Annotated in this window: 9 protein-coding genes and 1 riboswitch; of the genes, 4 read left to right on the top strand and 5 right to left on the bottom strand. The window is 66.0% G+C overall.

From position 1 onward, the window contains the following. Positions 1-60 precede the first annotated feature (60 nt). Positions 61-16,710, top strand: a complete 16,650-nt coding sequence (locus JQ627_RS03200) for a leukotoxin LktA family filamentous adhesin (protein WP_212482690.1) — start codon at positions 61-63, stop codon at positions 16,708-16,710. A gap of 11 nt (positions 16,711-16,721) precedes the next feature. Then, positions 16,722-18,410, top strand: coding sequence for a ShlB/FhaC/HecB family hemolysin secretion/activation protein (locus JQ627_RS03195; RefSeq protein ID WP_212482689.1), 1,689 nt, complete (start codon positions 16,722-16,724; stop codon positions 18,408-18,410). A 163-nt stretch (positions 18,411-18,573) separates the two neighbouring features. Here the strand turns inward: JQ627_RS03195 and bluB are convergent, their stop codons facing one another. From bluB to cobU, 3 genes are read right to left on the bottom strand one after another with little or no spacing between them, the layout of a single operon-like run. Beyond that, positions 18,574-19,206 (bottom strand): 5,6-dimethylbenzimidazole synthase, encoded by a 633-nt coding sequence (bluB, locus tag JQ627_RS03190; protein ID WP_212482688.1) that lies wholly within the window; start codon positions 19,204-19,206, stop codon positions 18,574-18,576. A 4-nt stretch (positions 19,207-19,210) separates the two neighbouring features. Next, positions 19,211-19,993 carry an adenosylcobinamide-GDP ribazoletransferase gene (cobS, locus tag JQ627_RS03185; RefSeq protein WP_212482687.1) on the bottom strand — a complete coding sequence of 261 codons (783 nt, stop codon included), beginning with the start codon at positions 19,991-19,993 and terminating at the stop codon, positions 19,211-19,213. Continuing rightward, positions 19,990-20,496, bottom strand: coding sequence for a bifunctional adenosylcobinamide kinase/adenosylcobinamide-phosphate guanylyltransferase (gene cobU, locus JQ627_RS03180; protein WP_212482686.1), 507 nt, complete (start codon positions 20,494-20,496; stop codon positions 19,990-19,992). The genes cobS and cobU overlap by 4 nt, the downstream gene beginning before the upstream one ends. A gap of 121 nt (positions 20,497-20,617) precedes the next feature. Here cobU and cbiB point away from each other — a divergent pair, with 121 nt between their 5' ends. Together cbiB and cobD are read left to right on the top strand one after the other, a co-directional pair. Next, positions 20,618-21,559 carry an adenosylcobinamide-phosphate synthase CbiB gene (cbiB, locus tag JQ627_RS03175; RefSeq protein WP_312015726.1) on the top strand — a complete coding sequence of 314 codons (942 nt, stop codon included), beginning with the start codon at positions 20,618-20,620 and terminating at the stop codon, positions 21,557-21,559. An 11-nt stretch (positions 21,560-21,570) separates the two neighbouring features. Continuing rightward, complete coding sequence (gene cobD / locus JQ627_RS03170) at positions 21,571-22,536, top strand: threonine-phosphate decarboxylase CobD (RefSeq protein ID WP_212482685.1); 966 nt, start codon at positions 21,571-21,573, stop codon at positions 22,534-22,536. Here the strand turns inward: cobD and JQ627_RS03165 are convergent. Next, positions 22,525-23,973 (bottom strand): cobyric acid synthase, encoded by a 1,449-nt coding sequence (locus tag JQ627_RS03165; RefSeq protein WP_212482684.1) that lies wholly within the window; start codon positions 23,971-23,973, stop codon positions 22,525-22,527. The genes cobD and JQ627_RS03165 overlap by 12 nt on opposite strands. Before the next feature lie 11 nt (positions 23,974-23,984). Further along, positions 23,985-24,620, bottom strand: a complete 636-nt coding sequence (gene cobO / locus JQ627_RS03160) for a cob(I)yrinic acid a,c-diamide adenosyltransferase (RefSeq protein ID WP_212482683.1) — start codon at positions 24,618-24,620, stop codon at positions 23,985-23,987. Positions 24,621-24,660: 40 nt separating this feature from the next. Next, a riboswitch (cobalamin riboswitch) is annotated at positions 24,661-24,881 on the top strand. Positions 24,882-24,928 lie beyond the last annotated feature (47 nt).

Below are 24,928 nucleotides of genomic sequence, written 5' to 3'. Positions count from 1 at the left end.
TCCACGACATTCCCCCACCCGGTTGTGGATCGGCGCCAATGCCGATGACGAGGATCTGAAATGCGCCGACCATCTGCGACGCGAGACGATGACGGGCTGACGCTGCGGGGGCTGGCGCGCTTCCGTTCGATGTCGTTGCTCTGCGCGATGCAGATGGTCTTCCTGCCGGTGTTCAGCGTCCGCGTTCAGGCGCAGACGGCGAACGTGATCACGCCGGACGGCCGCACCGGCACTAGCCTTCAGACCTCCGGCAGCGTCACCAACGTCACGACGTCGACGGTCTCGGGCAACAACGCCTTCAACTCGTTCTCGCAGTTCAGCGTCGGGCAGGGCAACACCGTCAATCTGCAACTGCCGACAGGCACGAAGAACCTCGTCAACATCGTTCGCGACGCCCCGGTCTACGTCAACGGCACGCTGAACTCCTACATGAATGGTGCGATCGGCGGTAACGTCTATTTCGCCGATCCCAAGGGGTTCGTGGTCGGCCGTTCCGGCACCGTGAACGTCGGCAGCCTTAACGTCTCGACGCCGACGCGCGAATTCACCGACAGCCTGATCGGCGCGGGTGGGCAGATCAACCAATCGGCGGTCGGCAATCTGATGGCCGGCTCGTTCCCGGTCTCGCCTGACGGCAACATCCGCATCTACGGCCGGGTCAATGCCCAGGACGGCGTGCGCCTGACCGGGCAGAACGTCTATGTCGGCGGCGCCAGCCAGCGCGACATCGCCAATCTCGATCACGCCGCGAAATTCGCAGCCTCCGTCAACTCGAAGGGCCTGCGCAGCGCCAGCGCGATCACCGTGAGCAACGGCTCGATCCATATCGGCGCCGTCAACAATGCCAGGATCAACGGGCGCCTGACCGCGCAGAGCAAGAGCGCGACGCCGAGCAACATCACGGTTCAGGCCGGCAACAGCATCGATGTCGGCAAGAAGGCCAATCTCAACATCGCAAGCGCAAACGGCAATGCCGGAGAGATCCGCCTGAAGGCGGCGCAGAACCTGACCGTCGCGGGCGGCGCCAGGTTCGATGCCAGCGCGAAGACGGGCAATGCCGGTCTCGTCGACTTCAGCGCGCACGGGATCATCGACATTGGGAAAGGCATCAAGGTCGATCTCAGTGCGGACAACGGCAAGGCCGGCACGCTGCTGATCGACCCGACCGACGTGGTCGTGGGTGATGCCGCTCAGGGCGACACCGGCGTGACGCTGTCGAACAGCTCCATCGTGAATGCGCTCGCCGGGCTCAGCGCCGGTGCCGACTACCTCATCCAGGCCGATCATTCCATCACGCTCGCCGCGCATGCGATGATCGATGCCCGCCGTCTCGATGGCTCCGGCCATTCGACCGGCAACGCCAACAACGTCATCATCGACGCGCCGAACATCGAGATCATGAATGGCGCGCAGATCCTGGCCCAGTCGGTCAACTTCGGCGGGACCACCTACGCCGACGGCAACGTGACGCTGAGGGCAACGGCGAGCGACATCAAGCTGTCCGGCCAGGCCACCGCCGCGACGTCGATCACGGTCGACGGCAAGATCACCGGCGGCATCATCTCGATCAGTGCGACCTCGACGGCCGTGTCGAGTTTCCTGAACGGTTCGGTGGCCGGTGATTTCGCGCTTGTCGGCTCGACGCTTGCCGCCTCGCTGCTCGGGCTCAATGGCGGCTATGTCGCGGCAAGCGCCACCGCGACCATCAACATCAACAGCCATGCCGACATCAACGGCCGCGGCGATGTCACCATTTCCGCGCATGCCACGGAGACCGCGTCGGATCCGGCGGTCGCCTCCACCTTGCTCGGCAGCCTCACGCCGGTCGCGGCCGGTGTGGTCGTCGGCAAGATCGACGGCACTGCCACGACCAACGTGGCCTCGGGCGCGACGGTCAACGCCGGCGGCAACCTCGAGATCAAGGCGCTCAACGATGCGACCATCGCCATCTCGGCCCTCGCGGCGTCGACGAGCGCGCAGATTGTCCCGACGGTGGCCTATTCCACGGGATCGGTGACGACGACCGCCAACGTCGCGACCGGCGCGCATATTGCTGCCGGTACGGTGAACACGAGCGGCAGCACCCTGAAGGTGCGCGCGATCAACAACAACTCGTTCTCGACCAGCGCAACGTCGGTTGCGGCGCCCGGAACGGGGGCGAGCGGTGCTGTCGGCGGCGCGTTCGCCATCAGCGACATCACGACATCCGCGACCGCAACGCTCGGCGCATCGCTCGGAACCGATACCGCCAACCGGATGAACGGCTCCGTTCTGGTCGAAGCGACGTCCGATACCACGCTCAATTCCACGATGGCTTCGTCCATCGCCGGCCTCCCGGCACTGATCGCGGCAATCGAAAGAGGACTGCGTGCCGTCACCGCGCCGACGTCGATCATCAGGGACCATATGGGCTCGCTGATGCCGTTGAGCTTCGATTTCAAAGTCGCAGGCGCGCTCTCGCTGGCCAACAGCACCCAGAGCGCAACCGCTGCGATCGCGCAGAATCCGAGCGGCGGCGCGCCGAGCATCTATGCCAGCGGCAACGTCGCCGTCGCCAGCAACGTCATCGATCGCGGCGTTCGCAGCAATGCGACGTCCAGCGCGATCACGAAGGACCCGGTGTCCGGCGAGAGCACCGCGATCAGCGCGGCCGTCGCCTGGGGCAATTTCACCCACAATTCGAACGCCTATATCGGCGGCGGAACCCTGGTCAACGCGGCGAATATCGCCGTTGATGCCACCACCGAATTGCCGATCACCATCACCTGGCTGAAGTGGGATGGTTTGGGCGCGGTGCTGAGCCACCTCAACGGCAATCTCGGCGTCGGCGGCAACATCCTGACCAGCTACGCCAATGCCACCGCGGACGCCGGCGACACGATCGGCATCGCCGGTTCGCTGAACCATTTCGTCGTGAACAACAACACGACGGCGTGGGTGGCCGGCAGCGCGAGCCTGACGGCGACCTGCGCGACCGCGGCCTGCGGCAGTGGCACCGGCTGGTCGGTCGGGATGGACAATGGCGACGTCCATACCTACAACGCCAGCCTCCAGATCGCGGCCACCACGACCACGGCGTCGATCGACGCCGCCGGCAATGTCGGCACGCTCGGCTTCCTGTTCGGCAACACCTCGGGCGGCTCCTCCGTCGGCGGCGCGCTCAATCTCGTCCAGTTCAACACCAATACCATCGCCGGCGTTTCGGACCGTGCGACGCTGCGTGCGGCGGACGACATCGCCGTCAACGCGATCACTTCCGACCAGTTCGTCGCTGTCGCACCGTCGTCCGGCAAGGCTGCCGGCACGCTGGCGCTGAACGGCATCACTTCGCTCGGTTTCCTGAACAACACGACGCACGCGTCGATCTCGAGCCAGGCCACCGTCTATGCCCCGACCGTCGGCATCCTGGCGCAGCAGGACCTGTCGGTCGTGACGCTGTCCGGCGCGATGAGCTATAACGGGAGCGGCGGTTCGGCGGTCGGCTTGTCGGTCGCCTATCTCGGCGCAAATACCGACACCTCCGCCTATATCGGCGACAACCATTCCGACATCCGGCCCGGCGTGTTCAGCGCCAACGATCCGTTCGCCGGCACCAGCGGCGGAAGCGGGGCGGTCAATGTCGACAACCTCACGCTCAGCGCGACCACTTCGGGGCGCATCACCGCGGCCGCCGTCGCGGCAGCCGTCTCCGATCCGGCGTCGTCGAGTTTCTCCGACAAGGCAGGCGCTGCCGGCGCCGCCTCGACCGGAGGCACCGCCGGCGTGACGACGGCGGCGGGCAAGATTGGTTCGACCTCGGGATCGAGCACGAGCGGCTTCAGCCTCGATCTCGCCGGAAGCTCGTCGGTGAGCGACGTCTCGCTCGGCACCAGCGCCTATATCAGGAACACGACGGTCAACAAGTACACCACGACCGGCGCCGTGCTGACCAACACGATCGTTCAGGCGCTCAACGACACCATGCTCAACAATGGTTCGGGCTCGGCGGCGCTCAATCTGGCCGGAGGGTCCGCCACGGGGGCGGCGATCGGCGGCGCGATCGCGGCGGCGATGTCTGACAATGCGACGCTCGCCTATATCTACGGTACCACCATGAACAACCAGAGTTCGGTGACGGTGCAGGCGCTCAATGGCGGCTCGGAGACCGTCGTTGCCATCGGCGTGGCGGGATCGAAATCCAATGCGGCGTCGCTGTCGGCCTCGGTCGGCATCATCACCGACAGCGCCAACGCCTATATCGAGAGCTCGACGATCACGGGGCAGGCGAGCGGCGTCAACCGCGCGCTCGAGGTCGACGCCTACCAGACCACGAACATCGCGATCGGTGGCGGCTCGCTCTATATATCGGGTGGCCAGGCCGGCGTCGGCATCGGGTTAACCTATGCGTCGATCGCCGATCCCACCGGCGGAAACGCGACCGACGCGCATATCCGCAGCACAGCGATCTCGAACTACGACAGCCTGCTGGTGATGGCTGACAGCGCCAGCGTGATTGCGGCCGGTGCGGCCTCAGGCGGGGGCGGGGCCAGTGCCAACGGACTTGCCGGCGCGATCGTCGTCAGCGAGATCACGCCGACCACGACGGCCTATATCAACAGCGGTGCGACGGTGAACATCAACGTCGGCCGCGTGACGGTGCTGGCGGACAGCGGCGCGGTGTCGGCGCTCGACACGGCGCTCGGCAATCTCGTCAAGAAGTCGAACAACAATCATCTCGCCACCGACACCTGCACGGTCGCCGGCGGCACCGGCGGGCAGAACTGCATCGACTTCAGCGCGGCTGCGCTCAACGATGGCACGGGCAACGGTCCGGGCGCCAGCATCGTCTCCGTTGCGGGCCTGATCCAGGCCGGCAAGAACAATGTCGGTGCTTCGATCGTCTACAACACGATCGCGACGACGCACTCGGCCTATATCGCCAACGTCCTGATGACGGCCGGCAGCAACGGCAATGTCAGCGTGAGCGCGGTCGATTCCTCCAAGATCCAGGCGGTCACGATCGGCTTCGGTCTTGCGACCGGACAGTTTGCGGGCGTCGGCGGCACCACGATCAGCTCGATCGCCAACACGGTTTCGGCGGCGATCGGCAACAATTTGTCCAGCGCGACGCAATCATCCGTCACGGCGAAGAACATTTCCGTCAACGCGACCGACAATTCCAGCATCACCGGAACCGCCGCCATCGCGGGTGCCTCGACGCAGGGCAGCGCCGCGGGCCTGGCGCTCGTCTACAGCAGCATCGCCAACAATGTCAGCGCCGGCGTCACCGGCTCCAAGCTGACCGCATCTGGCAATGTCGCGGTCGGTGCGAACTCGAACGCCAGCATCTCGACGGTTGCCGTCGGTATCGCGATGTCCTCGCAGGTCGGGCTGGCCGGTTCGGTCGCCACCAATCTGATGGGGACCAACGTCACGGCGAGCATCACCGCCGCCGGCACCAACGGCATCAACGGCGCCGACGTCACCGCCACCAACAATGTCGGCGTGACTGCCGGCAACAACGACAAGGCGGCCGTGTTCGCCGGCGCCGTGTCGATCAGCAAGGGGGCGGCCGGCGGCGCGGGCTCGCTGGTCACCAACCAGATCACGGGAACCACCGCGGCCTATATCAGCGGAGCGAACACCAAGGTCGATGCGCTCGGGACCAGCAGCACCGATACGCTGTCGGTCAACAGCGGCACGCTCGCGCATGCCTTCGATCTCGGCACCGCGCATGCGCCGACCGACACCACGCCCGACCTCACCGAGACCCAGGACACGGTGCGTGGCCTTGCCGTGGTCGCGAGCTCGCACCAGGCGGTCGTGACCAACGTCGCCTCGGTCGCCGCGAGCAGCGGCATCTCCATCATGATCAACCCGATCACCAATGTAATGAGCGGGCAGACCCGGGCCTATATCGACAGCGCTTCCATCGACACGCGGCTGACCTCTTCGACGCTGGCGCCGCAGATCGAGGTCGCGGCGTCGAGCTTCTCCTATTCCGGCGCATTCGGTGCCGGCATCGTGGCCCCGACCGGCAATGGCGGCGGCGGCGCCACCATCATCAGCACCACGATGCAGCGCGGCACGTTCGCCTACATCACCAATGCCACGGTCGGCGGCGTGCAGTCGTCGAGCGCGACGGTCGGCGCCGTCACGGTGAAGGCCAATGCCGAGCAGGATGCGTCCTCGATCGCGATCGGCTTCAACACCGGCTCGGTCGGACTGAACGTGTTCCAGGCGACGACGGAAGCCTATGTCGACGGCGGCGCGCTGACGGCTGCGTCACTGACGGTGAACGCCAACAACAACACGGGCATCTTCTCCGCGAACGGCTCGGGCGCCTATGGCAGCCAGGCCGCGATCGGCGCGGCGTTCCTGGTCCAGGTCTCCTCGAACCGGACCGAGGCCTATGTCGGCGACGAATTCCACTATCAGGGCAACGGCGCGGCGCACACGACCGCGCTCAATCTGAGCGGCGCGCTCGACGTCGAGGCCAAGACCAAGAACCGCTTCGAGGCCTATGCGATCGGCGGTGCGCTCTCGACCGGCACGGCGGCGATCGCCGGCATGGCGAACATCGAGATTGCCAACAACACCACCATCGCCGGCGTCTACGACACCACGCTGCAATCGGTGACGGGCGGTGCGGCCGGTGCGGTCACCATCAACGCCAACGAGGACGTGGCGATCAAGGAGATCGCGGGCGCGCTCGCGGTCGGGGCAAGCGGTGCAGGCGTCGGCGTCGGCGCGGCCGCCAACGTCATCGTGTTCAAGAGCCGGACCGTTGCGGAGAGCTGGAACAGCAATCTGAACTCGTCCGGCGCGATCAACGTCAACGCGCTCAGCACCAAGGAGGTGCTGTCCTACGCGGTCACCGCCGGCATCGGCGGCAGCGTCGGCATCGGTGCAACCGTCGGCGTCATCATCATCGGCACCAACACCGCCGATGCCGACACCCAGGGCCAGCAGACCGGCCAGCTCAATCAGGGCAACAACGGCACCATCGCGTCCGTGAACAGCGGCACCAACAATTCGCATGGCAGCGGCGCGGTCGCGAGCGGCACCGCCGGCAATCCGAACAGTGCCAACGTCAGCTCGACCTACGACGTCAGCAACGTGCTCTCCGGCGGTAACGACGCCGTCGTCGCGCAGATCGCGGGCGGCAACGTCATCGGCACGCAGGTCAATGTCTCTGCCACCAGCGCCAATGCGGCCAAGATGTATCTTCTCGGCGCCGGCTTCGCCAAGAACGTCGGCATCGGGGCCGGCATCGGCTACACCAGCGTCAACAGCACCGTCCTCGCCAATCTGAGTGACTACGGACGCGACGGCTCCGGCGTGCTGGTCGCCGCGGATACGCGCTTGGCCGTCACGGCACCTGTCGTCACCGTTGCGGCGGTCGTCAAGGACGCGGCCACCGGACCCTATGCCGGCAAGACCATCGACACCGAGGCGATCGCCGGCGGTGCGGCGCTTTACTTCGGCGCGCAGGCGGCGGTGGCGGTCGGCAATGTCAGCAACTCCGTGGTGGCGCTGCTCGGCGGCCAGATCACCGGCGCGAGCGGCACCGGCAATGGCGCCGCCGTCATGGCGCAGGATTCGACGACCCAGGTGGTCTTCACCGGCGGCGTTACCGGCGGTGCCGTGGCCGTCGGCGCGTCGGTCGCAACGGCAAGCCGAACGAGTTCGGTCGCAGCACGGGTTCTGAACGGCTCCACCGTCAACGTCGCGACTCTGGCAGTTGGCGCAAGCGGCGCCGGCACGCTGACGACGACGGCCACCGCACTCGGCGGCGGCATCGTCGCCGGCGTCGGTGCGGATGCCGAGGCCCACGAGAACTCGTCCGTGCTGGCGGAGATCGGCAGCAGTGCCTCGATCACGACGTCCGCGACCGGCGTCGGCACGCTGGTGTCGGCGTCGATCACGCCCAACCTTTCGAGCGAGGCGATCGGCGTTTCGGTCGGCGGCGCCGCCGTCGGTGTCGCCATTGCCAAGTCCACGGTCGGCGCCACGGTGACGGCCGATGTCGGCGACAATGTCAGCTTCTCGGGCGGTGCGCTCGCGGTGACCGCCATGGCGCTGGTTCCGACCAGCGGCACGACGACCTGGGCCAAGGCGCTCGCCGGCGGCGGCGGCTCGCTGATCGGTGCGCAGGGCAGCCTGGCCGTGGCGTCCGAGAACGCGACGGTGAATGCCTATGGCGGGACGGGCATCGTGCTGCCCAACGCCAACGTGACCATCGCGGCCGAGAACGACAGCGCCCAATATGCCGAGGGGACGGGCCTTTCGACCGGGTTCCTGGCGCTCGGCGCCACCGTGGCGCAGACGTCGTCGAGCGCCCACACCTATGCCTATCTGGGTGCGCCGGCGGACATGGATAATCTCAATCACGAGAATTACACCGGCATCCTCCGGATCACGGCCACCGGCGCGGATACCAACGTCTCCAACGCGACGGTCGGCGCGGGCGGCACCTATGCCGGCGCCGCAGCGGTCGCCACGACCAGCTCGACCGCCGTGACCAACGCGCGGTTCGACGGCGGCACGGCGGATGACACGCTCTATTTCGGCGGCCTCCGCATCAATGCCATCCACACCACGAACTATGCCGCGAGCGGCGACGCCTATCAGGCGTCCACGGCCGGCGTCTCGGCCGGCAAGGCGCAGAACGACGTCGACTCCACCACCACTGCCGAGATCGGAACGCACCTGATCATCAATTCGGCGGGCGGCAACATGGTCGTCATCGCCAACGACATCGTCAACCAGGGCGGTGGCGGCGCACGTTCGGGCTCCGGCGGTTCGTTCTCGGGCGCTGCGGCACTCAGCACCTCGACCGTCACCCAGCACGTCAACACCAATATCGGCGCCGGCACGGTGCTGAGCCTCAACGGCGATCCGCAGACGTCGGCGGCGTTCATCAATATCGAGGCCTACAACACGCTGAACACCAACGACACGGCGAGCCTTGCCACGGCCAGCTTCTTCGCCGGCGGCGGCGCCGAATCCAACATGACGGCGAACGCCACGCTCGCGGTCAACATCAATGCCCGCGAGCTGTTCAGCGTGGGCAAGATCTATATCGGCACGGCGGCGAAGATGGCGGCGGCGAACAACGCCAATGCCAGCCTCTACGGCGCGATCGCGGGCGTCGGCGCCAGCACCAACAGCTGGGTCCACGCCAACCAGTCCGTCAATGTCGGCGACAACGCGAAGATCGCAGCTTGGCGCGACATCACCATCTATGCGGGCCTCGCCGGCGACGGCACCGTCTTCAGCAGCGTGCAGGCGACGGCGACGACGGTCGTCTACAACAACACCGCCATTCCGATCTCCACGCTCTACCGCGGCACGGCCAATGCCGACGACACCACGAGCCTGACGCTGGCCCCAACCTCGAGCGTGCTCGGCGCGCGGGACATTTACCTCGGCGCAACGCAGGGGCAGGTCACGGCGGCCGGCAACGGCAGCAACTACAATCCGTATCTGGACATCTTCAGCGCCAAGAACAGCGACAATCACAGCCACACCAGCGGAACCGGCGATGTCGCGCTCAATGGCCTGGTGGTGGCAGGCGTCAATAACGACTTGACCATCACGATCGAACTCGGTGCGACCGCGCCGACGTTGAGCACTACCAGTCCGTACTCTTCGCTGACGAACGGCTCGTCGTCGGTCCTCGAATACGTCTCCGACGTCAATCATTTCAGCCCGGTGATGAGCTGGAACCACCAGACGGTCCAGTATGCCGTCGTCGGCAACTTCAATCCCTATCAGCTGGTGGTCAACCAGCTGGCGACGCTGACCGGCCTGACCGAGGCGCAGGTCCGCTCCCAGCTTGCGGCGGCGACGCCGACGGCGCCCGCCACGATGTCGCCGTCCGGCACCGATGCGACCGGCGACATCCAGCGCCAGATCGATACGTTGATCAAGCAGGCGCCGTTCACCTCCGACGCGCCCGGCAACGCCTTCGCGTTCGGCGACATCCTGGTGTCCGCCGGCAACGTCTCGATCCTGGCGCAGAAGCTCACCGGCAACAGCGGTACGAACCCGGCCGCGCCCGCGGTCATCGCGCGCAGCTCGCCGCTGATCAAGATCGAGAACAAGGGCCTCGACTTCATGAGCCTGGGCAATCTCACGGTCACCGACGTGACCGGAGGAAACATCACCTACCGCCAGATCGACCACGTCGACCCGGATTCGCATTCCAATGTGACCTTCACCGCGATGCCGAGCGCGACGCCGGTCATCGACGTCTCCGCCACCTACAACCGCCTGGATCCCGACAGCGGCCAGGGCATTGACCAGAACGGCAACGTGCTGACCCGCACGCCCGACATCTATTTCAATGGCGCCGTCAACAACGCCAACGGCCTGCTCAAGATCATCAACAATCTCGGCAGCGTCGTCGCATCGCAGTCGCTCAGTGCCGCGACCGTCCAGATCGTGGTGCCCAAAGGCACCTTCACCTTCCTCGGCGGTATCGGGAGCTTCTACGACAGCGGCAGCGCGGTCACCTCGCAATGGGCCACCACTGAAAACAGGCCGGAAGACACGCTGACCGCGGTGATGACGGCGGCGACCTATCTCGGCGCCTACGGCGACTACTATACCGCTCCGCATATCGCTTCGGGAACCGATCACCCCTATTTCTATTACTGCTGCACCGACGGCAGCCACGGCGTGTATCAACCCGTCGGCAACGCCGACGCCAGCACGATCTTCACCGCGCGCATGCTGATGACGTATTACGACGGCACCTCGCTCTATTCATCGATCTTCCTGCCGGTGGGCAGGGGTACGCCTGGGAACACCAGCACTCCCGATGCCGGCAGCGTGCCTGACGTCCCGACCCTCAAGATCATCGAGGGGCAGTCGCAGGACTCGACCAATGTCGTGCTCGCGCAGTGGAAGAAAACGACTTATGACGGCCGCAACGTCTACACCGATAGCGGTCCGTACAAGACGCCGTTCAACTGTGCGTCAGACTGCGACAGCTCGGGCTTCTTCCAGGTGATCAACATCCAGCCGGATGCGATCACGCCGAAGACCGCAGATGCGCCGGCCACCGCGACAGCCACCCGGACCATCAGCGGTCAGGCGGTCATCATCTCGGCGTCGGTGATCAACATCAACGGAACCATCCAGGCCGGCTCGAGCAGCAATTACTCGGTCAACATCGGCGCCGCGGCGTACGATGCCATCTATGGCAGCAACGGCCTCAAGAACCGCAACGGCGGAGCGGATTTTGCCGCGGCCCAGGCCAATGCGCGGAACGGCGTCTATTACGACATCTCGGGCTCCGTGACGGCGTCGGCCAGCGGCGACGCCAAGATCGGCGTCAGGTACAACGCTCTCACCGACCAGCTCATCCTGAATGGCGTGGCGCAGGGCGCCGGCGGCTACGTCTACCTCAACGGCAAGATCATCTCGACCTCGACCGACAGCACCCAGACCCAGGGCAACATCGAGATCAAAGGCGGCGCCGGCACGGTCACCGTCAACAACACCAGCGGGCTCCAGCTCGTCACCAACACCATCAATACCAGCGTCACTGCCCAGAGCGTGGTCGAGATCGTCGACCAGCTCAAGGGGAAGACGACGTGGTGGGTCTACGATCCCAAGGCTGCAAGCAGCCAGCAGGTGTCGCGGTACGAGACCAACAGTGTCACTGCGGCCGCGATCGACCCGTCGATGCTTACGGCCAGGACCGGTACGGCGGGCGTCCAGTACGCGACGCAGGAGAACATGCTCTATCAATGGGTCGACACCGCGACGCTGGATCGTCTACCCACCAGCACGCAGTTCGACTACGGCTGGAGCTTCACGCCCAATCAGGTCACCGGCGAGAACTGGACCCGCTCGACCAACCTGGTTTCCGGCACGCAGAGCAGCAACTATCAGAAAGTCACCACCGCCACAGGCAGCTATCACTGGGCGGGAGGCGTGAACCCGGATGGGAGCCCCGTTGGACTCAACACCCATTCCAACGCGTGCTGCGGCGCGGATGCACAGTACAACTGGTACCAGGCGATCTATGATCACCTGACGCTCACGCTGACCAACACGGTCAAGGCGTCGAACCCGATCAACATCAAGTTCATCGGCGGCAGTAGCAGCGACGTCGTGGTCAATTCGACCTCCGGCATCGTCATCAACGGGTCGATCAACAACCAGCAGGGGGCGACGACGCTCGCCGCGACCGGCGCCAACTCGTCCATTACGGTCGGCGCCAATGCCAACAACCCGGTGATCTCTGGGACGAGCGTGACGCTTCGGGGTGACGGCGGCATCGGCACGCTCGGCACCACCAAGGCGCCCGTCCAGGTGCAGCTCTATGGCGGCAGCCTGACCGCCAGCTCGATCGACCGCGACATCGCGATCTCCGCGATCGGCGCGCTGTCGATCAACCAGGTCAAGGTGAATTCGGCAGGCGCCACGCCGCAGGGCAACGTCTTCCTGTCTGCAACGGGCGACATCAACTCGGCCTCCGCCTACAACGTCGCGACACCCGTCGTGATCGGCAAGAACATCGAGATCAACTCCACCTCCGGTGCGATCGGCGCGACGAGCGCCGTCGTCAACGGCGCCTCCACCCTGACCAACATCAACCCTCTGGTGATCCAGGCGACGGGCACGATTCAGGCGAGCGGCGCCGTCGATGGCGGCGTTCTCGACAGCGCCTCGGCGACCGGCACCTACATCATCCAGTCCAAGGGCGATCTGCGCCTCGGCACGATCCAGTCGACGGGCGGGCCGGTTTTCCTTGAGGCGGCCGGCTCCGACGGTAATCAGGCCAGCATTCTGAACGGCCGGGCGGCGGTTGGCCTGACCCAGGCGCAGAGCGATCACCTCCAGAGCGTCTGGACGAGCCTCGACCTGCTCAGCGGCAACGCAGCCACCAACGCCGTCAACAGCTACCAGTCCATGGTGACGTCGGCCTACAACGATTACTTCCAGCTCAAGAACATCGCCTTCCCGAACGGCAGCACCTACAACCCGACGTCGGTGGGGCAGACGGTGCTGCGGGCGCAGGTGGCCGCCAAGCTCGGCATTGATCCCGCCGATGTCACGACGACGCAGATGAAGAACGAGGCGACGACGCGATTCCTGAGGGATCAGTTCCTGCTCGGCAAGATCACGACCGACGAGCTCAAGACCTCGCTGACGACGTTGCTCGGCAGCGTACCCTCAGATCCGCTGGGGACGCTGTTCGGCAGCTCGCTGTCGACGACCCTGTTCACCAAGCTGTTCGACGGCGTTCCGACAGCGAACCAGCGCATGCCGAGCAACACGGCGCTGCAGACCGCGCTGGACGCCTACAACGCGAGCTACAGCTACACGCTCGCATCGACCGAGCGGGTCTACAGCATCATCACCGCGGGCTCGCAGTGGACGCAGAGCCAGCTCGCCTACACCGTGTCGTCGTCGGCCGTCGGCGCGGCGCCGCCGCCGATCGACGAGAATGTCGTGGCCAATGTCAGCGCGAACCAGATCATGCTCTACGCGCCGCGCGGCTCGGTCGGCAATTCGGCCGCGCCCCAGACCTTCACCTTCACCAGCGTCGATTCCTCGTCGCTGACGCCGGAGCAAAGGGGATTGCTCGCCACCGCCGGTCCCGGCCAGCTCACCGTCGGCGCGGTCACGGATCCGACCACCCACGTCACGACCTATACGGTCAGCCTGTCGCAGCAGAACCTCGTTGTCGTCGACAACCCGATCGCGATCTCGGCCAAGGCGCTGACGAACGTCTATCTCGGCAGCAAGAACAGCCTCGCGCTCGGCGGCGTCACCGCCAATTACGGCCCGATCACGGCGGCGCAGGCCAATGGCATCCAGGTGACCGGCCGCGGCGACGTCAAGCTCGACGCCGTCAACAGTATCGCGGCAAATGCGAGCGGGGCCGTGATCTCCGGCGACATCGGCAACCTGACCCTGATCGCCGAGCACGGCAATGTGGGCTCCAGCTCGAACGCGCTCCAGATCGCGTTCACTGACCCGGGTAACGACCAGCTCGACCAGGTCTCGTCGGCGCAGGGCATCTACCTGAAGCAGACCACCGGCGATCTCATCCTCGGCAACATCGCAGCGGGCAATGCGATCCAGTTCGCCGCGACTGGCAGCATCTACGCCGAAGCCGACTTCACCGACCGTTCGGCGATCCATATCCTGGGCGCCGACCTCGATCTGCGCGCCGGCGGCAGCATCGGCTTCAACGGGACGACCTTCCAGCCGCTCCAGGTGAACATCTCGGGCGCGGTGACCGGCTCGGCGGTCGGGGACCTCAGCCTCCTCGCCGTCACCGGCGACCTCGTGGTCGGCACCAGCGGCCCCTCCGGGACGCTGACGGCCGGCGGTGCGCTGACGCTGAACGCTGCGCGCGGCGCGCTCACCATCAATGCCGACATCACCAGCGGCGGCCTGATGCAGCTGCTCGCCAACCGCGGCATGACTTTCACAGCCGGCACCAGCGCGGCGCCGGTGGTTGCGACCAGCAGCTCGAACGGCGTGACCCTGGTCGCCGCGACGCTGTCGATGGGCGCCTATTCGGCCATCAACGCGGCCGGATTGATCTCGGTGACCACCACGGGCGATGCGACGATCGGCCAGCTGAATTCGTCGCTGTCCTATGCGGCCGCCTCGAACGCACCGTCGATCATCGTCACCGCCGGCGGCGTCGCCTCGCTCGGCGCGATCATCGACAATGGCGACGGGCAGACCAAGTTCGTCACCTCCGGCGCGGGCGCCGAACTGTCGCTGAGCGGATCGAACGGCATCGGCAGCGCGGCGAACCGGATTGCCTTCAACGCCGTGCGGCTGTCGGCGAGCGCGAGTGCCGGCGACATCTACGTCAAGGCGCTCACCGACACCGAGGCAAGCCTGTTGTCGGCGGTGAAGGGCAGCGTGGACATCATCGGCACGGGCGGCCTGACGCTCGACCAGGTGGTGGCGGGCACCGCGACCGGTGCGAGCGGGTCTTTCCGCGCCGTCACGAACAATGGCAGCATCGTCATCGGCACCGCCGACAGCAGCGGTTCGCAGACGGTCCATGCCAGCGAGAACGTGACGTTCAAGTCGCTTGCGGCCACCGGCAATAGCGGCGATGCCGGCAACATCAACGTCACCGCGGACAATGGCTTCATCCTGGCGCAGACGGTGACGTCTGGCGGCGTGACGAGCCAGGGCTCGGTCTCGGCCAACGGTTCGGCGACGCTGCTTGCCGCCACGACCATCACCGGCAACACGCTCGCCGCCACGACCGGCTCGGGCCTGCTGACCGCGAGCGGCCCGGTCAACTGGAATGTCCTCAATGTCGGCACGACGCTGGGCGTGACATCAGGCCAGGGCAGCATCTCGTTCCAGACGGCGCAGAGCGGCGGCACGCAGACCATCCACGCCCATGACAACGTGACGTTCAACGCGCTGACGACGACGGGCATCAACGGCGATGCCGGCAGCATCAACGTCAACGCGGACAACGGCATCATCCTGGCGCAGACGGTGATGGCTGGCGGCGTGCCGACGCTGGGCTCGGTCTCGGCCCATGGCTCGGCGAGGCTGATCGCGGCGGGGACCAACACCGGTCATAACCTCACGGCTACAACCGGTAACGCAGCCCTGAGCGGCACCGTCGTTCATTGGGATAACCTCAACGTGGGCGGCACGCTCGACGTCACCGCGACGGCCGGAGGGATCACCGTTGGCACCGCCATCAGCGGCGGTACGCAGACCCTGCATGCCGTCAACGACGTCGTCTTCAGCCAGCTCACCACGACGGGTATCCCGGGTGATGCCGGCGACCTCAACGTCAAGTCCGACACGGGCTCGCTCCGCGGCGGATCGATCACCGCCAACGGCGCGACGCGCTTCGATGTGGCTGGATCGGTCTCGTTCGACCGGATCAGTGGCGACATCGTCAAGATGACGTCGTCGGGTGACCTGACGATCAACTGGGTCAGCGTCGTGAGGGAGCTCGACCTCGCGGCAGATACGATCAACGTCAGGGGCGAGCAGATCCGTTCGAACCCGGCGGTCCCGCTGATCATGAACATCACCGGCTATAATGGCGGCGTCGCGAAATCCGCCAACATCTCGATCGACCCGGACAGCATCATCGTCAACCAGTTCAGGGTGGTGGACGCGAACTTCTGGACTGACGCTCACGCCGTCACGATCCTGAACGGCTATGTCCCGGGCCAGCTCGTGCTCACCACCGCCACCCAGCAGGTGTTCCTGAACAACCGGACGCTGGCGCCGACCAACGGGCCGACGCTCCAGCTTTACCAGCCGGGCGGCGTGTTCACGATGAGCCAGATCGGCAACGCCAATGTCAGCAACGCCTATGTGGTGTTCTACACCGACGGCGTCTCGGCCACCGTCACCAATTACGGGCCGGGCCACACCTGCTGCTACGACTTCACTGGCGCCAGCATGGTGCGCAACATCGCGGTCGACGGCGAGGGTAAGGAGAGCATCGAGACCTGGCTGGCGAAGAAGGACGGCGGGACGTTCTATTTGCTGGGGCTCTCCGGCCAGGCGCGGCTCGACGCACTGCTGACGCCGCGTCCGGTCGAGACCATCGGCTCTGGTCCCGCCGTCAACATCGAGGGACTGAGCGACCTGCGCAAGCTGCGCCGTCACGGGCAGCGCACGGGTCGTCCGGGCTGGAAGGACGCGGCGGTTGAGACAGCGAAGCCGGCCGTTGGCCGTCTCGCGCAGGCATGGTAACGAGATTCGGGATGCGGATTTGGGGGGCAGCGTTGGGGGGCGGGCTTGCAGCTTGCTGCATCGCATCTGCGCACGCCCAGTCGATCAATCCCGGCGTGATCCAGAACGACATCGACCGGCAGCGCCGCCAGCTCGAGCAGCAGAGTGCGCCGCCCAAGCTCACCGGTCCTGCGGTGATCGGCGGCGAGCGGGAGAAGTCCCAGCTGCTGAAGCCGGGCGGGCCGAAATTCCGCCTGCGCAAGGTCGAGTTCGATTCCTCGAAGTTCATCACGCCAGCGGAGCTCGACGAGATCGCGAAGAGGTATGTCGGCAAGGACGTCGACATCGCCGCGCTGTTGCAGCTCGTTGCCGACATCAACGCCATCTACACCGAGCGCGGCATCGTCACCGGCATCGCGACGCTGCCGGATCAGGATGCCAAGGGCGGGGTCGTCCGCATCAAGCTGACCGAAGGTCGGCTCCAGAAGACGACCATCGAGGGCAACAAGCAGACCCGCACCGACTACATCCTTCAGCGCGTTGGCGAGCCCGAAGGCGAGGTCCTCGACGTTCCAAAGCTCAATCGCGACGTGATCTGGTTCAACCGGACCAACGACGTGCAGATCAAGGCGCTGCTCCAGCCCGGCACGAGCTTCGGCCTGACCGATCTCCAGTTCGCGGTGATCGAGCCGCCGGTCGACACCCTGCAGCTCTTCACCGACAACCAGGGCGTCGAGAACACCGGGCGTTGGGAGGGTGGCGCATTCTACAAGCGCCACGGCCTGTTCGGCGTCGACGACCGCCTGACCTTCTACGGCGTCCGCTCCGACGGCAATCTCAACGGCAACGTCGCCTACAATATTCCGGTCAATCCCTGGGGCGGCCGCGTCGGCGTCAGCTACACTGAGGGCAAGATCAAGATCATCCAGGGGCCGTTCGTCGCGCTCGACGTCACCGGACGCTCGAGCCAGGCCGCGGTCAATTTCAGCCAGCCGCTCTGGGTGACCCAGGACTGGCTGGTGCTGTTCAACGCCGCCGAGACCGAGGGCAAGACGGTGAGCCGCTTCGCCACGGTCGACGTGACCAACGACCATTACGACAAGGCCACTGCCGGGCTCTCCGTGACGAAGTCCGGCAACGCCTATTCAATCACGGTCTCACCGGCGGTGAACTACATCGAGTGGCAAGACCATGTGCTCAGCAACAACCGCACGTTCAACACCTATACCGGCTCGCTGTTCGCGACCAGCGCCGCGGGGCCGGCAAATTTCAGCGCCAACGTGCTGGCGAGCTGGCAATACACGCAGGAAAAGCTGCTGCCGGGCGACCAGGTCTTCTCGATCGGCGGTCCGACCACCGTACGCGGCTATCCCTCCAACTCGGCTTCCGGCGACAGCGGCTACTATTTCAACGCCGAGCTGCACTACAACTGGTCGCAATGGCTGAAGGGCTTTGACACCTACATCTTCACCGACTGGGGTGCGGTCTATTCGACATTCCCGGGGGTCACCGAGCTGGGTTCGGTCGGCGTCGGCTTCTCATGGACCTATGCGTCGTTCATGACGTTCGAGGCAAATTACGCGACGCCGTTGAAGATGGCCGTCTCGACCCAGAACCATTACGAGGCCTATGGCCGCGTCATTTTCCGGCCGTTGTTGATGTTCCAGAAACAGGAGAGCCCTGCGCCTGTGGCGGCCGTGGCCGGCAAGAGCAGGTCGTAGCGACAAGCCGCCTCTCTCTCCGTCGTCATTGCGAGGAGCCCGCGACAAAATTGCAAAGCAATTTTGCGCTGGTGCGACGAAGCAATCCAGAATCCCTCCGCGGAGGCAGCCTGGATTGCTTCGCAACGCTCGCAATGACAGAGGATGGAGCGGGGCGCGGCTGCTAGCGCCGCAACGTAAACTCCTCCGCGCCGCGCCGGTGCTCCCATTTCGCCTGCTCGAGCTCGGGCTGGTCGCACTCGGCCTCGGGATAGCCGATGCAGAGATAGGCGATGAACTTCCAGGTATCGGGCACGTCGAGAACGGCGTGAATGCGCGCCGGGTTCAGGATCGACACCCAGCCGAGGCCGATGCCGTTGGCGCGCGCGGCGAGCCACATCGCGGTGATCGCGGCAACCACGGAATATTCCGTCGTCTCCGGCATGGTCGCGCGGCCGAGGCCGTGGCCGATGTCGGTCGCCTTGTCCGCGAACACGGCGAGGTGGCCGGGCGCCTGTTCGAGACCCGACAGCTTTAGCGTGGCATAGCGCGCGGCGCGCTCGCCGGAATAGCAATTCAGCGCATCGGCGTTGCATGCCTTGAAGTCGTCGATCACGTCGCGGCGGCGTGCGGCATCTTCAACGACAACGAAGCGCCAGGGCTGGCTCAGGCCGACCGAGGGCGAGAGACAGGCGGTCTCGATCAGGCGATCGATGGCGCCGGCCGGCAGCGGATCGCTGCGAAAGCGGCGCACGTCGCGGCGCCACACGAACAGCTCGTGCAGGTGCTGACGGAAGGTGTCGTCGAACTCGACCATGAGATCAGCCTCCCACCCGGAAGGATGCCGCCACCAGCAGGATGAGGATCTCGCCGATCTGCTCGAATGCGCCGAGGATGTCGCCGGTCTGTCCGCCGATCTGGCGGATGGCAAGGTGCGCGAGCATCAAGCCGGCGAGGGACAGCAGGATCAGGCTGACGAGCGCCTTGCCCGGCCCGAGCGCGAGCGCGAGGGCGAGCGTTCCGACAGCGAAGGCGATGGCGACGCTGCGGCCCGGCGGCGCTCCCGCGCCTGCCGACAGTCCATCAGGTCGTGCCGGCGGGACCAGCGACATGAAAGCCGGCACGCCCGCGCGGGCGGCAGTGTGCGCGGCGCACAGCGCGAGCGCGACGGCCCAGGGATTGGCGATCGCCGCGAGTGCGCTCCAGCGCAGACCGAACGACAGGATGAGCGCGCAGACGCCATAGGTGCCGATCCGGCTGTCGCGCATGATCTCGAGCTTGCGTTCCCGCGTCCGGCCGCCGCCGAGCCCGTCGGCGGTATCGGCAAGGCCGTCCTCATGCAGCGCGCCGGTGATGAGCGCGGTCGTGGCCAGCGTGAGCAGGGCGGAAAGGTTCGGTGTCAGTCCGAACCGGCTGGCGATCTTGTAGACCAAAGCTCCGGCAACGCCGACCAGCAGCCCGGCGAGAGGAAGCGCCCAGGTCGCGCGCGCCACGGCGCCGTCGGCTGCGGGCTTCGACGATGCCACGGGCAGGATCGTCACGAACGATGCCGCCATCCTGAGATCGGCAACGAGGTCCCGCAAGAGTTCGGCGGGCGGCATCATTTCAGTTTCATCGGCAGGCCGGCGACGACGAACTCGACTTCGTCGGAAACCGCCGCGATGACCTGGTTCATGATTCCGGCGGCGTCGCGATAGCTGCGCGCCAGCGCGTTGTCGGGCACGATGCCGAGGCCGACCTCGTTGGTGACGAAAATGACGGGGCTCTTCTGGCCGCCCATGAAAGCGGCGAGCTTCATGAGTTCGTGTTCCCAGTCACGCCCCGCATGCATGATGTTGGAGAGCCACAAGGTCAGGCAATCCACCAGCCTTGGGCCGCCGCCATCGGTCTCGATCAGAGCCTGCAGGAGATCGAGTGGTACCTCCCGCTCGATCCAGTCGACGACCGCGCGCTTGGCTCGATGCTTGGCGATGCGCACCTCCATTTCGGCATCGAGCGCCTCGGCCGTCGCGATGTAGATGGGCTGGCCCGGAAAGCTGCGCGCGCGCTTTTCCGCGTGGGCGCTCTTGCCCGATCGTGCTCCGCCCGTGATCAAGATGACGGCCATAAAGGTCTCCTGTGGGCCTGACTAATCACCAAACGCGGCCAAAGACAAAGCCGAAATCAGGCGGGCAGGGGCTTGCGCTCCGCCTTCGCATTGCGCAACAGGGGCGGGACAGGAGGCGTGCGTGGGTTTTGCGGGGGCGATGGCGGTGGCGATGGCGGTGGATGCCCTCTTGGGCTGGCCGTCATGGCTGTTCGCGCGGATCGGCCATCCCGTGACCTGGCTGGGCTGGCTGATTGGTGCCATCGATAGTGGCTGGAATCGTTCGTCCGATCCGCCGGCCTTCCGCCGCGCCGCAGGCCTTGCCGGCGCGCTCCTGGTGATCGCACTCTCGGTCGCACTCGGCTGGGTGCTTCAGTCCCTGCTTCCCTGGGGCTTGGTGCAGATTGTACTGGTGGGTGTGCTGGCCTGGCCGCTGGTCGCTTTGCGCTCGCTGCACGATCACGTGGCGGCCGTCGCAAACCCGTTACGGGCTGGCGACATCGCCGCTGCGCGCGACGCGGTTTCGCGCATCGTCGGACGCGATCCCGCAACGCTCGATGAAGCCGGCATCGCGCGCGCGGCGATCGAGAGCCTCGCCGAGAACGCCTCCGACGGTATCGTGGCGCCGGTGTTCTGGGGCGCGCTGTTCGGACTGCCCGGCATTCTAGGCTACAAGGCGATCAACACGCTGGACTCCATGATCGGTCATCGCAACGAACGCCACGAAGCTTTTGGCTGGGCCGCGGCGCGCATAGACGATGTCGCAAACTTCATCCCGGCGCGCCTGACCGGCTTTATGTTCGTGCTGCTGGCATCGCGGCGATCGGAGGCGCTGTCGTGCATGACGCGCGATGCCCGCCGCCACCGCTCGCCCAATGCCGGCTGGCCGGAAGCGGCGATGGCGGGTGGGCTCGGCGTGCGGCTCAGCGGCCCCCGCATCTATCACGGCAGCACCACCGACGAGCCCTGGCTCAATGAAGGCGCGCGCGATCCGCTTGCCGGGGATATCGGCGAGGGACTGACCGTCTACAGCCGCGCCATGCTGCTGCTCGCCGGCCTGCTTGCGATCCTGGCCTTCGCGTGAAAGAACGGGGCATGCGCGAGCACGGTGGAAATCTCGATCTGGCCCAGCAGCGTTTTGGCGGGCGCGCGGAGGACTGGATCGATCTGTCGACCGGGATCAACCGGCTGCCTTATCCCGTCGGCGAGGTGAGCGCGCGCGCCTGGAGCGCGCTGCCGTCGCGCGCCGAGATCGAGGCGCTGCATCAGGCGGCGCAGCACGCTTATCGCACAAACGCGCTGATCGTCGCGATGGGCGGTGCGCAGGCCGTAATTCAATTGCTGCCGCAACTCGGACCACCCGGCCGTGCGCGCATCCTTGCGCCGACCTACAATGAATATGCAGGCGTCCTGTCGACTGCGGGCTGGGATGTGCAGGAGGCCAGCGAGCTCAACGCGCTGGCCGGCGCGGATGTCGCAATCGTCGTTAATCCCAACAATCCCGATGGCCGGTGCTTTGCGCCGATGGACTTGCTCGCGCTGCTGCCGCGCGTCGGCCACCTCGTCATTGACGAGAGTTTTGCCGATGCCGTTCCGCAGCTGTCGCTGGCGTCTGAGGCGGACCGCCCGGGCCTGCTGATCCTGCGCTCGTTCGGAAAATTCTACGGTCTTGCCGGGCTGCGGCTGGGCTTCGCGATCGGTCATTCGGCTGACATAACGAGGCTCGCCGCGATGTCAGGTCCATGGCCGGTCTCGGGCGCGGCGATCGCAATTGGTTGCCGTGCCTTGCGCGACGATGCCTGGGCCAAGGCCACGTCAGCGCGGCTTGTGCGGGACTGTGTTCGTCTCGACGAGATGGCGCAAGTGCAAGGCTGGCGGCTCGTCGGCGGTGCGCCGCTGTTTCGCCTCTACGAGACGCCGGACGCGCTTGCCGCGCAGGAGACGTTGGCCCGTAGCCAGATCTGGTCGCGCGTCTTCGCACGAAAGCCGACATGGCTGCGGCTCGGCCTTCCCGGCAGCGAAGCCGAATGGACGCGTCTTGCCGAGATCCTAGCGCGCTAGCGCGAGCAGGCCGTCGACGTCGAGATGCTTTTCGATGTGATCGGCGAGGGCGTCTAGCGCGCTCTCGACCCTGGCGTGGTAGGGTTCGTGGCCTGCGGGAATTTCGAGCTTGGCCAAAAACGCCCTGCGAAAATCATCCGATGTGAACAGGCCGTGGAGATAGCTGCCTTGCACGCGGCCATCGCGTGAGATCGCGCCTTCCGGCACGCCGTTCAGCTTTGCGAAGGGACGCGCGCGATCCGGCCCGTCGGTACGCCCGATGTGGATTTCGTAAGCCTGGATCGGCTGGTCCGTGGCGGCATGCACGGCGGCGACACGCGTCAGCGTCTTCTGCGGGCTCATTACCGTCTCGACATCCAGCAGCCCGAGGCCCGGTGTATCGCCCGCGGGGCCTTCGATGCCGTCGGGATCGGCGACGCTGCGTCCGAGCATCTGATAGCCGCCGCAGAGGCCGAGCACCTGGCCGCCCCTGCGGTGATGCGCCAGCAGATCGATGTCCCAGCCTTGCGCACGCAGGAAGGCGAGATCGCCGCGGGTGGATTTCGAGCCGGGGATGATGACGAGGCGGACGTCGCCCGGGATCGCTTCGCCAGGGCGCACCATCACCAGATCGACGCCAGGCTCGAGCTTGAGCGGATCGAGATCGTCGAAATTGGCGATCCGCGACAGCGCGAGGCAGGCGATCTTGCACTGGCCCGGCTTGCGCGCGTCACTGAGGCCCAGCGCGTCCTCGGCCGGCAGCTCGCCGGCGCGAGCGAACCAGGGCAACACGCCAAGGCCGCGCCACGCGGTCTTTTGCTCGATAAGCTTGTAGCCGTCGTCGAATAGCGAGGGGTCGCCGCGGAACTTGTTGATGACGAAACCCTGGATCATCGCGGCATCGTCCGGGTCGATCACCGTCCTGATCCCGACGAGCTGGGCGATGACGCCGCCGCGGTCGATGTCGCCGACCAGCACGACCGGCACATCGGCCTTGCGCGCAAAGCCCATATTGGCGATGTCGGCCTTGCGCAGGTTCACTTCGGCCGGGCTGCCGGCGCCTTCCACCAGCACGAGATCGGCGCGCGCCTTCAGGCGCTCAAAACTCTCCAGCACCGCGCCCATCAGCGAAGGTTTCATCGCCGCATATTCGCGTGCCCGCGCGGTCGCGATGCGCTTGCCCTGGACGACGACCTGTGCGCCGACATCGGTCTCGGGCTTGAGCAGAACCGGGTTCATGTCGGTGTGCGGCTCGACACCGGCGGCGAGTGCCTGCAGAGCCTGCGCGCGGCCGATCTCGCCGCCATCGACGGTCACGGCTGCATTGTTCGACATGTTCTGCGGCTTGAAGGGCAGCACGCGCAGGCCGCGGCGCGTGAAGGCGCGCGCGAGGCCGGCGACGATGAGCGACTTGCCCACGTCCGAACCGGCCCCCTGGATCATCAGCGCACGCGCCATCGGGAGTATCTTCAGAACTCGACGCCGGCTTGCGCCTTGATACCGGAGCGGAAGGGGTGCTTGACCAGCGTCATCTCGGTGACGAGGTCGGCGATCTCGATCAGCTCGTCCTTGGCGTTGCGGCCCGTGAGAACGACATGCGTCATCTCAGGCTTTTGCGTCGTCAGGAATTCAACGACCTCGGCGATGTCGAGATAGTCGTAGCGGAGCGCGATGTTGATCTCGTCGAGCACGACCATGCGCAGGCTGGAATCGAGGATCAGCTCCTTGGCCTTCTCCCAGCCGGCGCGCGCGGCGGCGATGTCGCGGGCGCGGTCCTGCGTCTCCCAGGTGAAGCCTTCGCCCATGGCGTGGAACTGGCAGAGATCGCCGAAATGGCCGGTGAGCAGGCGCCGCTCGCCGGTATCCCAGGCGCCCTTGATGAACTGCACGACGGCGCAGGGGAAGCCATGGGCGACGCAGCGGACGATCATGCCGAAGGCCGAGGAGGACTTGCCCTTGCCGGCGCCGGTGTGGACGATGATGAGGCCCTTTTCGCCGCTCTTGGTCGCCATGATCTTGTCGCGGGCGGCCTTCTTCTTCGCCATTTTCTGGGCGTGCCGGGCGTCGGTTTCCTCAGTTGTTTGGGTATCCGGTTCAGGCGTCATCGTACCCGGTCCTTCGGCTTGACAAGAGGCGGCCGGGGGCAAATGGTGGCCCGGCGTTGGTTCCTGTCCTATGACAGGCGAAGAGGGAATGCGATAGGGTCCGAATCGGCAAGATTTGAATCCAAACTGCAGCCGCCCCCGCGACCGTGACCGGAGAGATGCCCGAAGCCACTGATTCCCCTGGGGATCGGGAAGGCGGGGATCGAAGGGCAAAACCCTGCTCCGCAAGCCGGGAGACCTGCCAGCGCGGACGATTTTGGACCGGCGGACGGGGTGTTCCGCGACGGGGAAGCGGGCCTCTCAAGTCA

It is taken from the genome of Bradyrhizobium liaoningense (assembly GCF_018130785.1).
In the GTDB taxonomy this organism is placed as follows: domain Bacteria; phylum Pseudomonadota; class Alphaproteobacteria; order Rhizobiales; family Xanthobacteraceae; genus Bradyrhizobium; species Bradyrhizobium liaoningense_A.
The sequence above is the reverse complement of the archived record's forward strand: the minus strand, read 5'-3'. Positions and strand labels throughout refer to the sequence as shown.

Excerpts from the sequence above, each read along its gene's own strand:
- JQ627_RS03200 (WP_212482690.1), top strand. The coding sequence starts at position 61 with ATGCGCCGACCATCTGCGACGCGAGACGATGACGGGCTGACGCTGCGG.
- JQ627_RS03195 (WP_212482689.1), top strand. The coding sequence starts at position 16,722 with ATGCGGATTTGGGGGGCAGCGTTGGGGGGCGGGCTTGCAGCTTGCTGC.
- bluB (WP_212482688.1), bottom strand. The coding sequence starts at position 19,206 with ATGGTCGAGTTCGACGACACCTTCCGTCAGCACCTGCACGAGCTGTTC.
- cobS (WP_212482687.1), bottom strand. The coding sequence starts at position 19,993 with ATGATGCCGCCCGCCGAACTCTTGCGGGACCTCGTTGCCGATCTCAGG.
- cobU (WP_212482686.1), bottom strand. The coding sequence starts at position 20,496 with ATGGCCGTCATCTTGATCACGGGCGGAGCACGATCGGGCAAGAGCGCC.
- cobD (WP_212482685.1), top strand. The coding sequence starts at position 21,571 with ATGCGCGAGCACGGTGGAAATCTCGATCTGGCCCAGCAGCGTTTTGGC.
- JQ627_RS03165 (WP_212482684.1), bottom strand. The coding sequence starts at position 23,973 with ATGGCGCGTGCGCTGATGATCCAGGGGGCCGGTTCGGACGTGGGCAAG.
- cobO (WP_212482683.1), bottom strand. The coding sequence starts at position 24,620 with ATGACGCCTGAACCGGATACCCAAACAACTGAGGAAACCGACGCCCGG.